The 14,177-nt window shown below is 55.0% G+C and carries 13 protein-coding genes and 2 pseudogenes; 8 read left to right on the top strand and 7 right to left on the bottom strand.

Going from position 1 to position 14,177, the window contains the following annotated elements; genetic code table 11:
• Positions 1-531: 531 nt before the first annotated feature.
• On the top strand, positions 532-1,398 hold the full coding sequence (locus JFT63_RS26860; protein ID WP_011154372.1) for a replication initiation protein: 867 nt from the start codon (positions 532-534) through the stop codon (positions 1,396-1,398).
• Between the two features lie 169 nt (positions 1,399-1,567).
• On the opposite strand, the gene JFT63_RS26855 is transcribed toward JFT63_RS26860, so the two are convergent.
• Positions 1,568-1,909, bottom strand: a complete 342-nt coding sequence (locus JFT63_RS26855; protein WP_016502326.1) for a hypothetical protein — start codon at positions 1,907-1,909, stop codon at positions 1,568-1,570.
• Positions 1,910-2,009: 100 nt separating this feature from the next.
• A complete protein-coding gene (locus JFT63_RS26850; RefSeq protein ID WP_028622368.1) occupies positions 2,010-2,330 on the bottom strand; it encodes a hypothetical protein in 321 nt (106 codons plus the stop codon).
• A gap of 147 nt (positions 2,331-2,477) precedes the next feature.
• Here JFT63_RS26850 and JFT63_RS26845 point away from each other — a divergent pair, with 147 nt between their 5' ends.
• From JFT63_RS26845 to JFT63_RS26830, 4 genes are all read left to right on the top strand, one after another.
• On the top strand, positions 2,478-3,980 hold the full coding sequence (locus tag JFT63_RS26845) for a 3'-5' exonuclease (RefSeq protein ID WP_033050535.1): 1,503 nt from the start codon (positions 2,478-2,480) through the stop codon (positions 3,978-3,980).
• A gap of 59 nt (positions 3,981-4,039) precedes the next feature.
• The gene (locus tag JFT63_RS26840) at positions 4,040-4,225 is read left to right on the top strand and encodes a hypothetical protein (protein WP_016502325.1); all 186 of its coding nucleotides are present in this window, start codon (positions 4,040-4,042) and stop codon (positions 4,223-4,225) included.
• A 196-nt stretch (positions 4,226-4,421) separates the two neighbouring features.
• Positions 4,422-5,393 carry a DNA replication terminus site-binding protein gene (locus JFT63_RS26835; protein ID WP_011077913.1) on the top strand — a complete coding sequence of 324 codons (972 nt, stop codon included), beginning with the start codon at positions 4,422-4,424 and terminating at the stop codon, positions 5,391-5,393.
• Between the two features lie 175 nt (positions 5,394-5,568).
• Positions 5,569-5,859, top strand: a complete 291-nt coding sequence (locus JFT63_RS26830) for a hypothetical protein (protein ID WP_011077912.1) — start codon at positions 5,569-5,571, stop codon at positions 5,857-5,859.
• Between the two features lie 178 nt (positions 5,860-6,037).
• On the opposite strand, the pseudogene JFT63_RS26825 reads toward JFT63_RS26830, so the two are convergent.
• Together JFT63_RS26825 and JFT63_RS26820 are read right to left on the bottom strand one after the other, a co-directional pair.
• Positions 6,038-6,382: pseudogene (locus JFT63_RS26825) on the bottom strand (sunset domain-containing protein); the annotation flags it as partial.
• Between the two features lie 37 nt (positions 6,383-6,419).
• Positions 6,420-7,337 (bottom strand): recombinase family protein, encoded by a 918-nt coding sequence (locus tag JFT63_RS26820; RefSeq protein ID WP_047306926.1) that lies wholly within the window; start codon positions 7,335-7,337, stop codon positions 6,420-6,422.
• Positions 7,338-7,537: 200 nt separating this feature from the next.
• Here JFT63_RS26820 and JFT63_RS26815 point away from each other — a divergent pair, with 200 nt between their 5' ends.
• From JFT63_RS26815 to JFT63_RS26805, 3 genes are read left to right on the top strand one after another with little or no spacing between them, the layout of a single operon-like run.
• Positions 7,538-7,777, top strand: coding sequence for a ribbon-helix-helix domain-containing protein (locus JFT63_RS26815; protein WP_034011918.1), 240 nt, complete (start codon positions 7,538-7,540; stop codon positions 7,775-7,777).
• Positions 7,777-8,187, top strand: a complete 411-nt coding sequence (locus JFT63_RS26810; RefSeq protein WP_034011919.1) for a putative toxin-antitoxin system toxin component, PIN family — start codon at positions 7,777-7,779, stop codon at positions 8,185-8,187. The genes JFT63_RS26815 and JFT63_RS26810 overlap by 1 nt, the downstream gene beginning before the upstream one ends.
• Positions 8,188-8,190: 3 nt before the next feature.
• Positions 8,191-11,184, top strand: coding sequence for a Tn3 family transposase (locus JFT63_RS26805; RefSeq protein WP_198845129.1), 2,994 nt, complete (start codon positions 8,191-8,193; stop codon positions 11,182-11,184).
• Positions 11,185-11,232: 48 nt separating this feature from the next.
• Here JFT63_RS26805 and JFT63_RS26800 read toward each other — a convergent pair whose 3' ends face one another.
• The 3 genes and pseudogenes from JFT63_RS26800 to JFT63_RS26790 all read right to left on the bottom strand — a co-directional run.
• On the bottom strand, positions 11,233-11,970 hold the full coding sequence (locus tag JFT63_RS26800) for a carbonic anhydrase (RefSeq protein WP_034011920.1): 738 nt from the start codon (positions 11,968-11,970) through the stop codon (positions 11,233-11,235).
• A gap of 746 nt (positions 11,971-12,716) precedes the next feature.
• Positions 12,717-13,193, bottom strand: coding sequence for a DM13 domain-containing protein (locus JFT63_RS26795; RefSeq protein WP_011711661.1), 477 nt, complete (start codon positions 13,191-13,193; stop codon positions 12,717-12,719).
• A gap of 195 nt (positions 13,194-13,388) precedes the next feature.
• Positions 13,389-14,051: pseudogene (locus tag JFT63_RS26790) on the bottom strand (transposase); the annotation flags it as partial.
• Between the last annotated feature and the right edge of the window lie 126 nt (positions 14,052-14,177).

The following is a 14,177-nucleotide window of genomic DNA, read 5'->3' as shown; positions in this document are numbered from 1 at the left end:
GCCAGACTGGCCTTTGCCTACGGCAAAAACTCTGTAATTACTTGTTTTTAAAGGATATTTATGTTTATTCGCCGTTTCTTTGACGTTTCTCGATGTTTTGCCCCAATCCTGCGTGGAATCGCCAATAAATAGTCTTTCCTGTCCTCACCTGAGCCTATCGACTACAGATTACGGCTGCGATAGCAGCCATTTGCTCGATACGACTACAGATTACGGCTATGCCTGGACGGCCTTTGCCCGTAGCAGTGCCACCAAATTCTTTGCTATCGACTACAGATTACGGCTGCGGATCGAAGGTGCCGCGGACCATCGACTACAGATTACGGCTGTTGTACGGGGTGGACGGAAGCCTATCGACTACAAATTACGGCTGCTATCTATCGACTACAGATTCATGCGATGCCGAGCCAAGTGAACAGGCGGTGATCTGCGGGGCCCGTGGTTACTGGGGTCGAGAGATTAAAAAATTCCTGGGTATCGACTACAGGGGAAACTCTCTGTAGGGTTTCGTTACTAATCGTAGGGCCAGTTATGTCCAATTTACCCAAACCTACCAAGCCGGAACCTAAGCCGCTCCGGGTCACGAAATCCAATACGCTGATTACCGCATCGTACCGGCTGACTCTCAACGAGCAGCGATTGATCCTCGCGGCTATTAGCAAGCTCGATCCAAGAAGGCCCATGCCGAAAAAGGTGTCAGTGTCGGCCGTGGACTATTCGGATATCTACGGCGTCCAGCTCAGGCATGCCTATGAGCAGATGAAAGTGGCAGCTGATGAGCTATACGAGCGCGATATCAAGACCTTTGACGGGTCTGGAATGGAGCGAAAGCGGTGGGTTGATCGGGCCAAATATCTGGATGGTGAAGGTCGCGTTGAATTGTCGTTCACCATCCATGTCATGCCCTATCTCACGATGCTGTACAGCAAAGTGACCAGCTATGATCTACGGCGCGTTGCCTGCCTGGACTCAAGCCATTCGTTCCGGCTATTCGAGATGCTGATGCAGTTTCGGAAGACTGGATGGGCCTACATCGAGGTTGAAGCCTTGCGGGTCGCCCTTGGCTTGTCGGATGCCTATCAACGATTCAACAACCTTCGCCAGAGAGTCATAGATCCGGCAGTTGAGGAGCTGAAGACTAAGAGCAATCTGGATGTCAGCTACGAGTTGAGGAGGGAAGGGCGGAAGGTGATCGCAATCAAGTTCACCTTCTGTGACCTCGCACAGCTCCCGCTTAATCTGGAACTTGACCCTGAAGATCTTCCCCCGCTTCCTGAGTATGACCCTGCCGAAGAAAGCGAATGGCTGATCACGAAGCCTTTGGGTGAGTTGGCTGAAGCACAAGAAGCCGGTCTGCTGTTCGCTGTTTCGGCAGAGGAAGGAGAGCAACCAGATTAGCTTGCGTCGTCATCTGACGACCGTTTGTGCCTTTGTGAGCAGTGTCGCCGGTGCCGGTTTTTTCCGCTTAGGTATTCGAATCGTCATTTGCCGTCCTTTTGGTGCCACTTCCACAAAAAACCCGCCTTAATGGCGGGTTTTTCTTGGCCCGGTCTGGGGCGCGCAGCGCTCAGTAATTAGGTACAAGCGTGAAGAGGCTTCGCCGCCATTGGCATACATCCTCGCCTGATGCTCGGCCTGCATTTTTGAGCGCGTCGAAGACGCTCAGGGCAAACGACATTGCAGCCTGGTCGTCTTCGTGGAGGTCGACAATCACAACCGGAAACTGGTCGCCGTCATCAGCATCAGGTGTTGCTATGGCGACTGTCTGAATCCCCCAGGTGATGCCGTCATCGTAAGGTTCTACAACAAATCGCTTGAGCCGGCGAATCATGCCGTCACGAATCATCTGAATCAGATCGGTGCATACCGGCTCCGATTGGCGCTGCTGGAAAAGTTGGATGGCTGTCATAAGCTACGGCTCCCTTGATCTGCATTCATCCTGCCAGCAGTCCCGTAAATCCCAAACGGAATTCCCCTGGCTTTGTTCGGCATCGGATTGGCGGCGAACCCTAGCATTCTTTTTTCCCTTGGTTGGGCGTGCCATTCCCCGCGGGTGGTGGCGGAAGTTCAACAAGGGAGGGAGTGGCTACGCAAAATGCTGTTTGCATGCCAGAAACATCGCCGTCCCAACACTCGCATTCGGCATCCCAAGCTTCTCGATCAAAGTGGAAGATTGTCCCAAGATCAACAGCCCCATCCAGGGTGGCGTATGCCCCACTCAAGGTTCCGTTGATCAGCACCGCGTAGCAATCGTCGCCGATTTGCAATGCTTTCCCTGGATTGGCTTCAAGAAGGCGCTGATAGGAAGCAAGGGTCTCGTTGTAAGTCATGGTTGCTGCTCTGATTCCGGGTGTGAGAAGACATTGCCACCTCTCCAGGAATACCCAAATCCTTTAGAGGGCAGAGCTAGCAGCCCCCGCTTGGGTTTGTGCGTGGCTATGCAACCATGGAGGCATATCAGAACGGAGATCCAAGGGATGAACTTCACCCACGAACAGGGGCCAGCGATTAACTCGTTGGCCCGTATCGTCAAGCTGGTGGCTTTTGCTGGAACAGGGAAGACCACCACGCTTGTTGGCTATGCCAAGGCTCGGCCTCAATGCCGTCTGCTCTACCTCTGCTACAACAAAAGCGTCGAGATTGCTGCCAAGCAAAAGTTTCCGCCGAACGTGACGTGCAAAACAGCCCACGGCTTGGCTTATGCGTCGATCGGATCGAAGTACAGACACAAGCTCACGAGCAACCTGCGCCTGACCGACATCGCAAGAATTATCGGCTCACAGAACTGGGAATTGGTGCGCAGCGTGCAAGAGACGCTGAACAATTATTTGGCCAGCGCGGATGACGACATCGAGCTATGTCACTGCCCCGTCAACAAGCTCAAAACGGAGCGAATGAAGCGCGCCGCCGGAAGCATCGTAGAGGGAGCCAGGCAGCTTTGGTTGCAAATGTGCGACATCCAAAACGAGGCTGCGAATATCACTCACGACGGCTATCTCAAGCTTTGGGCACTCTCGAAACCAAATCTGCGGGATCGTTACGATATTGCGCTTGGAGACGAGGCGCAGGACATCAATCCAGTGATTGCTGGTGTGCTTGCGCAGCAGGCGGCATACGGAATGGGCGTAGTCGTTTGTGGTGATGGCCATCAGATGCTGTACCGCTTCAGGGGGGCCGTAGATGCTCTCAATGCAACCTGGCTCGACAAAGCGGAAGTCCACTACCTCACTCAGTCGTTTCGGTTCGGGTCTGCCGTTGCGCACGTCGCCAACATGGTTCTCGCGTTCAAGGGTGAATCCCGCCAACTGGCTGGGCTTGGCGGCGAGACTCGTGTTTCCAAGGCACTACCTGCTGACCTTGAACATCGCACCGTACTCTGCCGGACGGTGGTTGGAGTGATCGAGACGGCGCTGGCCAATGTAGAGACTGGTGCAAAGATCTACTGGGTTGGGGGGATCGAGGGTTACAACCTCCAGGATCTTGAAGACCTACATGCGCTATCGAAGGGGTGGCGTGACCGAGTGAAGGGAAAAAAACTCCTCCAGGAATATCCTGATTACGATCTCTACAAGCAGATTGCCGATGAAAGCCAAGACCCTGAGATGAACCGCTCGATCAAGATCATCGAGCAGTACAGTGCGGATCTCCCGGAGTTGTTTGCCAAGCTGCGGCGCAATGCGGTCACTGATGAGCTTGAAGCCACCATCACCCTCAGCACCGCGCATCGTTCGAAGGGCTTGGAGTGGGATGCGGTGCAACTGGCTGAGGATTTCACCTTCGATCCATTCAATCCAGAGAACGAAAAGGAACCATGGATTGATGAGATGAACCTCCTCTACGTCGCGTGTACCCGCGCGATGCGAGTTCTTGCGGTCAACTCGACGATGTTGGAGATCATGAAAGAATTCGTCGACCGGCGTGACGGCCGCAAGCCAAATACCCCGATGGTTTTCAGGAAGAAACAGGTGGCTGCCGCGTAGTGCTCCTCGAGCATGCTTCGACTTTTGAAAATCACCCACTGATCACAGGAGATATTTTCATGCCCATTTCCAGCGACCAGGCAGCTTTGCTTCAGCAGCTGCGGAATCAAGGCTATGTAGTCTTGCTCGTTGAGCCGAGCGAAACTGAACACATCAATCGAGAAAGGTTGGAGAGCCGTTTGCGGGCCGATGCAGCGGATCACATTGAGGATCTGTTGTCCCTTGAGGCAGTCCAAATTCGTTGAGCTGACACGTAGCAAAAAAAGCCCGTTTCGAACGGGTTTTTTTATGAGCGGATTTTGGGATACTCGATAATACCACCCCTTCAATCGCGAGATCGTTTTCGCACCCTCGGCGTCGCTCCTGGTTAACATGGAGCGGAGGGGGAGGAGGGCATACGGTATAGCCGTAGTGAAGGGGTGGTATTATGAGGAATCCTAGATGACTGACGCAATTGTCTCCGCTTACGAGCGCTTGGTCGAAACCGTTGAGGCTTTCAATGAGAAGTGGCCCGCATTGGTTGTCGGCGGGATGATATGGCGCATCCCGCTCCTCACTGAACAGAGGACGCCATCTCGAATTAACGTCCAGGTACTGACAGGAACTGACGCGATCAAGGCCGCTGTAGAGGCGTTACGCGAGTTTGAGCGCGATCTCGGCCAGGCTCCAGGTACCGTGCTGCGTTTGCCGGGGTACTTTATCCTCTCCGGATCGATACTCGATGAGGGCAGGGCGGTGAACCGCTGCAAGAGCGAGCTGGTGGATGCGATCGAGGCTGAGCGAGTGTTTCGCAACGTTGCCGTCAGCCGCCGTTCCCACATCATGCGCCAGGCCCTGGGGAAAAATTTCTCCCTCAACCAGCTGAAGCGCGCAATCCAGGTTTTTGATGCTGCCCCAAGACAGATCACATTCACCTGGGCCGGTCACACCTCAGGAAAAGAGCGTGTCACTGTTGGCCACGTCCGTGAGGTGCTGCTCGCCGAGGCCCATGAAAAATCTATGGCCACCGGCGAGCCGGTGGTGAATAGCCCCCAGTGGATCGATCTGCGCAGCATTGCGAATATGGCTGAAACCGATATGCTGGATGTGCCAAAGCCCATCGCTCCGCATCCGCGGGCCATGCTGTGGTTTTCCGAGCGCAGCCGGTATGACGCAATGCTGCATGCCAACCTTCCATTCTTCGTACTCGATGGGCAACCCGCTGCAAGGATCGTTGGCCTCAAGAACTTCGATAGAGACTCGCGATCAGCAAAACGACCAGACGTAAAGCAACGGTTGCCGGCACTCCCTGGGGGGCGCTTTTTCGTAGCCTCATCCACTGCGGACCCAGTTGCTCAGGAGCCCGGCGCGCCAGAGACACCTGAGGTGCTATCGACGTACCGAGAGTCAGTAAAAGGCGTCGTTGATCAGTAGACTTACCCTTTATAAACAACAGCTTAGACTTCTTATAATCTTTGTTATGTTAAATTCGGTAGCAGCCTAATAATTAGGATGCGTCCTTTAGCCTCGCGCTTTGATGCTCTACCCAAATAGCTGGTGAACCACGTACGCTCTGCTGAGGCCGCTTGCATTCCGCCAGCTGCCTGAAATGGAGATCGAGAAGATGATGATTGATGGCGTTGAGAAACGAATTGAAGCCGGCGTGAATACGGCCCTGGACATGGTTGAGGTACTGGTTGCAGCTGGCCAGCCCCTCAAAGCTGCGATTGCCACCTCGCGAATACTCACGATGGAAGTTGTCCGCGAGTCTCTGGCAAAGAACCTGGCGAACAAAAGCGGCTCGGTGATTACTCACACCTTGGCCACTACGCCAGCCCATTCTGGTCCGGTACCGGCCCAGCACACTGCAAAAACGAAACAGCATCAGACCGTTGATTGATCATCGAGGCCGGCCGGGAGATCTTCACGATACACCCGGCCAGGCACGCAAAACTCGCTCCCTCACCTCACGCTTCCCGTCAGCACGGGCTGTAACGACCGCACAGCGCCCTGGAGGCTCAGGAAGGGTTAACCTGGCCCTGAAGGCTACAAAACCGCATATCCCCTCCGAACGGCCCTTATCGGCAGTTTCCGGCCCGTTTGAAACCCGCAGCTTCGGCGTCCGCAGCGCTCGCAAACTCTACCCGGTTGCGCGTTCCGACTTTTTCATAGCTCGGACAGCCCACTGGCAGGTGGTAAACATTGCTATTGCGGTTGCCAATCACCGGCGAAAGCGAGCTGGAGGCGTATCCACCAGATACCTGGTGCTGAACTGGTTCGCTCCGAATGGCCTGTGCCATTGTGCCCGCTCCCTTCACTCGCATACCGAGATTCCAGGATCTTTCACCTGTTACGAATGGGTTGCTATGCCCCATTACTCTGGCGATCCGCCGGTCACGCTCCTGTTCCCACGCGCTCACGGGGTTTGGGGAGCAATGGAACCAAAAACCAACGTAAGCCTTACCACCTCCGCTCAGAGCCCTCTTCCCAGGCATCCGCCTCGATAAAACAATTGCGCATCTCGGCTTCCTGGCTGATCTCGGTCAGCAGATCATGTACCGTCTTATCCAATGCCTCATCATTGCGATATGGAATGCTCAGTGCGTAGTTGCCCGACTCCAGTGGCTTCATGCCATAGGGTTCCAGGCAGTAACGCTCGATGTTCTCTTTTGCCCGCTTTTTGCCACGCACGAACTTGCTGTTGTTCTCGACGGCCAGGCGCAATATGACCGTCGCGATCCGTTCGGCATCGTCCACTGCCGGTGGGACTGTAATGTCGAGATGCAGGGAGATTTTTGTGGGTACGCCGATCGTTATGCCGCGATGCCGGAGGTAGCGGTAAAGCGTACTTTTGGAGATGTGCAGTTTCTTGCCAATGGCGCTCACACTTAACCGTCCCTCGCGGTACAGCGTTTCTGCGGCCATAGCTGTCGCTTCGGCTTGAGCTGGCAACCCCTTCGGACGGCCACCGACTCGACCACGTGACCGTGCAGCGGACAAGCCGGCCTGTGTGCGCTCACGAATCAACTCGCGTTCGAACTCTGCCAATGAAGCGAACAGGTTGAACACAAAGCGCCCTTGCGCGTGAGTGGTATCGATGGGGTCATTCAGACTTTGCAGGCCAACGTTACGAGCGGCCAATTCACCGACCAGTTCGACCAGGTGCTTGAGTGAGCGTCCCAGACGATCCAGCTTCCAAATCACCACGGCATCACCGGCTCGCACATGAACCAATAATTTATCCAGTTCCGGACGTGCGCTTTTTGAGCCGCTGGCAACGTCTTGATAGATCCGCTCGCAGCCTGCCTTTTTCAGAGCATCGATCTGGAGGTCTGCGTTCTGATCCCGAGTACTCACCCGCGCATAGCCAATTTTCATCAGAAGTACCGTTTACTCAACAGATAAATTGAAAATAGAACCTTGATTAACGATACCAGTATTTAAAACCATAATGAGGCTTAACTCAGAGCAGGGCTGGTCTTCCGTTAAAGTTCTATAAAACGAGGGTTTTATCGAACCATTGCGAAGCGGCAAGGAACGGGTGTATAAACACACAAACACCTGTTATTGGAGAAGTCATGAACACCACTCGCTGGAACGTCGCCGTCTCTACCGACACCGACCAATCGCTTCGCATGTTTCTGGCCAGCCAAGGCGGTGGCCGTAAGGGCGACCTGTCGCGCTTCATCGAAGAGGCGGTGCGGGCACACATCCTAGAACTGAGCGCTGAACAGGCCAAGGCTTTCAACGTCCATCTAAGTGAGGCAGAGCTGACCGACGCGGTTGATGAAGCGCTCGACTGGGCACGTAAACGCTGATGCGGGTTGTATTGGATACCAACATTCTATTCAGCGCGCTGATCTCACCGCATGGGGCCCCTGATGTGATCTATCGGGCCTGGCGTTCGGCTCGCTTCGAGGTAGTAACCTCACGGGCACAGCTCGATGAGATTCGGCGCGCTAGTCGATACCCCAAGCTTCAGGCCATCCTGCAGCCTGCCAAAGTCGGAGCCATGATCAACAACCTGCAACGCGCAGTAGTATTGGAGCGCTTGGTCATCGAGGTTGAAGCCGATGATCCGGATGATTCATTTCTGCTGGCCATGGCCTTGGCGGGCAATGCGGACTATCTGGTGACCGGTGATCGCCGCGCCGGCCTCTTGCAGCGCGGGCATATCGAACGCACGCGGATTGTCACCCCCGCGGTGTTCTGCGCCGAGGTACTGTGATCCATGCCGGTCGGCTTTCTGACCCAGGAGCAGCGCGACGGCTTTGGTCGCTACATCGAGGCACCCAGCCGTGATGAACTGGAGCGCTACTTCCACCTGAGCGATGAAGACCGTGAAGCCGTCCAGGTACTACGCGGCAACCATAACCGCCTGGGCTATGCCGTTCTGCTGACTACCGTTCGCTTCGTGGGTGTTTTGCCGGACAAGCCCGTTGCTGTGCCGGTGGAAGTCCTGCATGTACTTTGTCGGCAATTGGCAATCGCCGACCCTGACTGTCTTGCGCGTTACAGCGATCATCGTCGCTGGATACATACGGCCGATATTCAAGAGCGCTATGGCTATCGCCACTTTACAGACCCTGGCATCGGCTTTCGTTTGAGCCGATGGCTGTATGCCCTCTGCTGGACAGGCACAGATCGGCCTGGTGTGCTGTTTGAACGAGCCGCCTCATGGCTGTTCACACAGAAAGTCCTATTGCCTGGGGTTTCCCAGTTAGAGCGTTTCATTGCCCAACTGCGTAGCCGCGTTGAAGAACGCCTCTGGTACACCTTAGGCCGCAGCGTGACCGAGGAACAGAGACAACACCTACAAGACTTGCTTCTGGTGGCTGAAGGCAACCGCAGTTCCCGGCTGGATCAACTACGCTCCGGCCCGGTGATGGTCAGTGGCCCTGCTCTGATTCGGGCGCTGCGTCGGCTGGATGATGTGCGTGGGTTGGGTATCGCCTTGCCGCCGGCTGCACATATCCCGCCCAGCCGTATTGCAGCCCTGGCCCGCTTTTCCAACACGGCCAAGGTCACGGCCATCAATCGACTGCCGGCGTCGCGCCGGTTGGCGACGCTGGTGGCGTTCGCGGTTTCCCTTGAAGCCAGTGCGCACGACGATGCGCTGGAAGTTCTGGAGGCGCTACTACGTGATATTTTCAACAATGCGGAGAAGGCTGACAAGAAAGCCCGGTTGCGTAGCCTAAAAGACCTGGATCGCTCGGCGGCAACACTCGCTGCTGCGTGCAAGGTCGTGCTGGATAGCTCGATCAGCGATGACAACGTCCGTTCCCAGCTGTTCAACGACCTGCCACGTGTCAGGCTGGAGAAAGCCCTGGAAGAGGTCACTGCGTTGATCCGTCCGGCCAACGATGTATTTTACCTCGCCCTGGAGGAGCGCTACCGCAGTGTGCGCCGCTTCCTTCCCGATCTTCTGAAACATATTCGCTTCGGCTTCAGTCCCGCCGGCAAGAGGGTGGCGGCTAGTCTGGACTGGTTGCAACTGAATCTACCTCGCAGGAAGCCCGAGGATGACGCGCCGCAGGAGATTGTTGCCAAGGCCTGGCAGAACCACATCACCCGCGAAGATGGCTCCCTCGACATGGGCGCCTATGTCTTCTGCACGCTCGATGCACTACGCACGGCCCTACGCCGCCGCGATGTCTTTGTTGCACCCAGTTGGCGCTATGCCGACCCGCGTATCGGTCTGCTCGATGGCGCAGAATGGCTGTCGGCGCGACCGATCATCTGCCGCTCACTGGGCTTGACCATCGACGCCAAAACCACTTTGGACGCTTTGTCTGCTGAGCTGGATTCAACGTGGCAGGCGGTTGCCGCCCGACTTCCCGACAACCCGGCCATCCAGCTAAGTGAGAGCGCAGAGGGTAAAACCGAGCTGTCCCTCGGGGCGCTGGACAAGTTGGAGGAGCCAAACTCGCTATTGCAACTGCGTGCAGCAGTGGCCGACTTGATGCCGCGTGTCGATCTGCCGGAAATCCTATTGGAAATCGCGGCCCGTACCGGCTTCGCTGAGGCCTTCACCCATGTATCCGAACGCAATACGCGGGCCGACAACCTGGTGACAAGTCTGTGCGCCGTGCTGCTGGGAGGCGCCTGTAACACCGGCCTGGAGCCATTGATCCGCAACGATAACCAAGCGCTGCGCCGTGATCGGCTGTCGTGGGTCAGCCAGAACTATCTCCGTGACGACACCCTGTCAGCAGCCAACGCCATTCTGGTGTCGGCGCAAAGCCAACTGGAGCTGGCTCAGATCTGGGGCGGCGGCGAAGTGGCCTCCGCCGATGGCATGCGTTTCGTCGTACCAGTGCGCACCGTGCATGCTGGGCCCAACCCGAAATACTTCGGTACCGGCCGGGGCGTCACCTGGTACAACCTGATTTCCGACCAGTTCTCCGGCCTGAACGCCATCACAGTACCCGGCACCTTGCGCGACAGCCTGGTACTGCTTGCGGTTGTGCTGGAACAACAGACCGAATTGCAGCCCACACAAATCATGACCGATACCGGTGCCTACAGCGATGTGGTGTTCGGGTTGTTCCGTTTGCTCGGTTATCACTTCTGCCCGCGCTTGGCCGATGTCGGCGGCACCCGCTTCTGGCGCACACGCCCAGAAGCGGATTACGGCAAGCTCAACGGACTCGCCCGGCAGTCGGTCAAGCTCGACCTGATCGCGGAACACTGGGATGACCTACTACGCCTAGCTGGTTCACTCAAGCTCGGTCGAGTGCCGGCGACCGGCATCATGCGCACGCTGCAAACGGGAGATCGTCCGACCCGCCTGGCCCAAGCGCTGGCAGAGTTTGGGCGGATCGAGAAAACCCTGCACACACTGACCTACATCGATGATGAGTCCAAGCGCCGCGCCACCCTGACCCAACTGAACCGAGGCGAAGGTCGGCACAGCCTGGCCCGTGCCGTGTTCCATGGCAAACGCGGCGAGCTTCGCCAGCGCTATCGCGAAGGTCAAGAGGATCAACTCGGTGCTTTGGGCCTGGTGGTGAACATCATCGTGCTGTGGAACACCCTCTACATGACGGCAGCTGTGGAACGGCTAAAGCAGCACGGCTACCCGGTGCAGGAAGAGGATCTGGTTCGGCTGTCGCCGCTGATCTTCGAGCATATCAATATGTTGGGACGGTACTCCTTCGCGGTACCGGAAGAAGTCGCCCGAGGTGAGCTACGGCCACTGCGTAATCCAGAGGAAGACCTGTAGCTGTTTGTGATCGAAAGCGGCCATGCCCAGGCTGACGGTTATTTATTCTCAGGTAAAGAACTCAACCTCTCCACCCACAAGCTTATAGATAGCGCCTACAATTTTTATTTTCCCATCCTGCTCGAGCTTATTCAGGGTGGGGCTGTGTTGACGGATATCGGCCAGCGTCATCTTGATGTTGGTGCGGGCAACGGAATCGACAAAGTCATAGTTGTCAGCCGTACGCTCACCTGCGTATGCCGTTTCAGTAATTGCCGGTTTAATTTTGCTCAGCAATCCAGTCAGGTTTCCCAGTTCGGCGTTGGCAATGGCACCCTTCACCGCACCACAGGAGGTATGCCCCATCACCACTATTACCTTGGCCCCTGCCAGAGCACAGGCAAATTCCATGCTGCCGAGAATGTCTTCGTTTTCCACATTGCCAGCCACACGGCAGTTAAACGTTTCACCAATACCGGCATCCAGCAGGATTTCCGCCGGAGCGCGCGAATCAATACAGCTTAAAATTACCGCTGACGGATACTGCCCCTTTTGACTGGCGCGCTTTTGCGCCAAATAGTCATGCTGCTGCATTTTGCCTTCACGGAAACGCAGATTGCCAGATTTCAGGCTTTCAATGACCTCATCCGGCGTCATTTTATCTCGCTCTTCTTTGCTAAGCGCTGCGGCAAAAGACACTGAAGGCACAGTTAACCCGGCCACTCCAGTAATCGCCAATGTGGAAAGGGCAGCTCCGCGCTTGAGCAGCATGCGGCGGGATGGGTGTTGCGGGTCAGATTGGCTCATTGTTCAGCTCCTAGATTGTGGTGTTGGGCCACATTAACTCGGATGCACATTGCCGTAAGCAATACTTTCGAAAAGTACGGAAGATCAATCGAGGGAATTGCCTAGGAAGAAGGCTCTGAGCGGAGGTGGTAAGGCTTACGTTGGTTTTTGGTTCCATTGCTCCCCAAACCCCCACCTCATCTTCTTGTAGATCAAAGTGTTTGTGCAGTAGTGCCACGCCAAATCTGTCTATGCAGTTGTGCTTTTTCAATATTTCAAATATTTCATTTAGACATGGCAGGTCCTCATCGTCTATGGGTCTAACATTGTCGATATGGTTAATTTCACCCCACAGTAAAGAAATCATTTTATTTATCTCCACTATGAACGTTTAACTAGCGAAATGTTACAGATTTAATAGGGGTCTTAGTCTGCGAATCTTCATGGGAGACGGGACTAATCAGAGCCCTCGCTCTTGGATAACATTAGACGCTCGCGCGCAAAATTCCACCCATTCCGATAAGGCGGCGTATAGAGCCTTAGCGGCATCTGAGGTTGGCGCGTACTTATCTCTGTCGCAAGCCCATCTGGTGAACCGCTTCAGGGTATGCAGGCATCGTAGTCAGTGTCTGAGGGTCGGTTGAGGTCAATTTTGACTTCAAGAATCTAGACGTGGAGGGGAGGCCTCATGCCCGGCAAGACTTTAATTTCCATTGGCATGAGGCGCATGTTATTCGTGAACAGGCAAGATCCAAGTTTAAGCTTGTTTACTGATATTTTGCGGAGCCGATGAACTTAGAGAAATGCTCGCACCATATTTGGACCGTTGTAAACTCGTTGACGTTGACGCTTGCAGGAATGGTTTTCTTGAAATTCCCGAAGTTTTTCAATTCGCCAATCAGAATTGCTTCTTTCTTTATGTCCAAAAACGATTCTTTGTCGGTGGCTTGTTTCTTTGTCAGGTAAATTTTGTAGTCTGGACCAGGTGCTACATCACCTTTAAATACAATTTCGTTATCCGTAACAAAAAGTTGTCCATTCGCCCAGTGAAGGGCGTCGCTGCCTTTCTGATCTTTCTTGAACTCTCCGCTATACTTTGCCACCTTTTGCACTTCTTCAATTTCGGCGATGGTGGCGTTTTCTTGTGCTGTCAAAATCGGAAGTATATAGATCCCTAGCCCAACTCCCGCGCCAAACAGAGCCAGGTGGGACGCGAGCAGAATTATTTTTAATTGCTTTTTCATGGGTTGCCTCATGCAGTGAGTTATTTGGTGTGTCCATCACAATCCATTAGTTCGAACAGGGTGCGGTATGTGCTGATAGCGATATTGTTAGTGGGGTGCTAGCTTAGCTACCATGACTGTGTTGGATGAATGACAGGTGTAAAAATAGATGTCTCTTACGGTAACTGTCAAGGTATCTGTCGCCCTGTTTGATTTTTATGCAGCTATTTTCTCTACCTCCCTAACTACTCGGCGCTCTGGGTTTAGCGATACTAATGTCACAGGATGCCAGTTGCGGGTGTCACCACTCCAGCGCTCAGGATGCGCAGCTCTGGCTGCAAGGTTGAGCGCATGTCTCTTGGCTAATATGGCTTTGTCTTCTCCTGTGTGGCGCTGCATCGGCGTCACGAAGCGGATAGCACTGTGGCGGTGCTCATAGTTGTACCACTGGACGAAGCCGTGCACCCAACGCTGGGCAGCTGATAGGTCAGCGAAGCCACTGACGGGGTAGTTCGGCACATACTTGCAGGTGCGGAACAGAGCCTCGGAGAAGGCGTTATCGTTGCTCACACGCGGTCGACTGAACGAAGGCTGGATCTGCAGATCTCTCAGCTTCTCAAGCAAGGTGACGCCTTTGAAGGGGCTGCCGTTATCAGCGTGCAGCACCAGAGGCTGGCCTACCATGTTTTCGGCCAGCACGGCTCGTTCAATGACACGGCGTGAGTTAGCTGCAGACTCCCCCAGAAAGGCTTCCCAGCCCACGACTTTACGGCTGAAGATGTCGAGGATCATCACCAGATAGTAGTAGGTACCCTTGGCTGGCCCAGGAAGCCAGGTGCAGTCCCAGGACCATACCTGGTTGGGGGCGATTGCTGTATGGGGTTGTACGCCGGAATCCCAGAAATTTCCGTCAGCCCAGCTCCAGTCCCGCCACGAGCGCATCCAGGTCGATGAACTTGCCGTCAGTCTGGAAGGTGTAATGCCCGTTCAGCAGGATGTGCCGCC

The organism is Pseudomonas sp. MF7453 (assembly GCF_016405455.1).
Taxonomy (GTDB): Bacteria; Pseudomonadota; Gammaproteobacteria; order Pseudomonadales; family Pseudomonadaceae; genus Aquipseudomonas; species Aquipseudomonas paralactis.
The sequence above is the reverse complement of the archived record's forward strand: the minus strand, read 5'-3'. Positions and strand labels throughout refer to the sequence as shown.

Bases quoted from the DNA above. Each gene is read 5' to 3' on its own strand.
- JFT63_RS26860 (WP_011154372.1), top strand. From the start codon at position 532: ATGTCCAATTTACCCAAACCTACCAAGCCGGAACCTAAGCCGCTCCGG.
- JFT63_RS26855 (WP_016502326.1), bottom strand. From the start codon at position 1,909: ATGACAGCCATCCAACTTTTCCAGCAGCGCCAATCGGAGCCGGTATGC.
- JFT63_RS26850 (WP_028622368.1), bottom strand. From the start codon at position 2,330: ATGACTTACAACGAGACCCTTGCTTCCTATCAGCGCCTTCTTGAAGCC.
- JFT63_RS26845 (WP_033050535.1), top strand. From the start codon at position 2,478: ATGAACTTCACCCACGAACAGGGGCCAGCGATTAACTCGTTGGCCCGT.
- JFT63_RS26840 (WP_016502325.1), top strand. From the start codon at position 4,040: ATGCCCATTTCCAGCGACCAGGCAGCTTTGCTTCAGCAGCTGCGGAAT.
- JFT63_RS26835 (WP_011077913.1), top strand. From the start codon at position 4,422: ATGACTGACGCAATTGTCTCCGCTTACGAGCGCTTGGTCGAAACCGTT.
- JFT63_RS26830 (WP_011077912.1), top strand. From the start codon at position 5,569: ATGGAGATCGAGAAGATGATGATTGATGGCGTTGAGAAACGAATTGAA.
- JFT63_RS26820 (WP_047306926.1), bottom strand. From the start codon at position 7,337: ATGAAAATTGGCTATGCGCGGGTGAGTACTCGGGATCAGAACGCAGAC.
- JFT63_RS26815 (WP_034011918.1), top strand. From the start codon at position 7,538: ATGAACACCACTCGCTGGAACGTCGCCGTCTCTACCGACACCGACCAA.
- JFT63_RS26810 (WP_034011919.1), top strand. From the start codon at position 7,777: ATGCGGGTTGTATTGGATACCAACATTCTATTCAGCGCGCTGATCTCA.
- JFT63_RS26805 (WP_198845129.1), top strand. From the start codon at position 8,191: ATGCCGGTCGGCTTTCTGACCCAGGAGCAGCGCGACGGCTTTGGTCGC.
- JFT63_RS26800 (WP_034011920.1), bottom strand. From the start codon at position 11,970: ATGAGCCAATCTGACCCGCAACACCCATCCCGCCGCATGCTGCTCAAG.
- JFT63_RS26795 (WP_011711661.1), bottom strand. From the start codon at position 13,193: ATGAAAAAGCAATTAAAAATAATTCTGCTCGCGTCCCACCTGGCTCTG.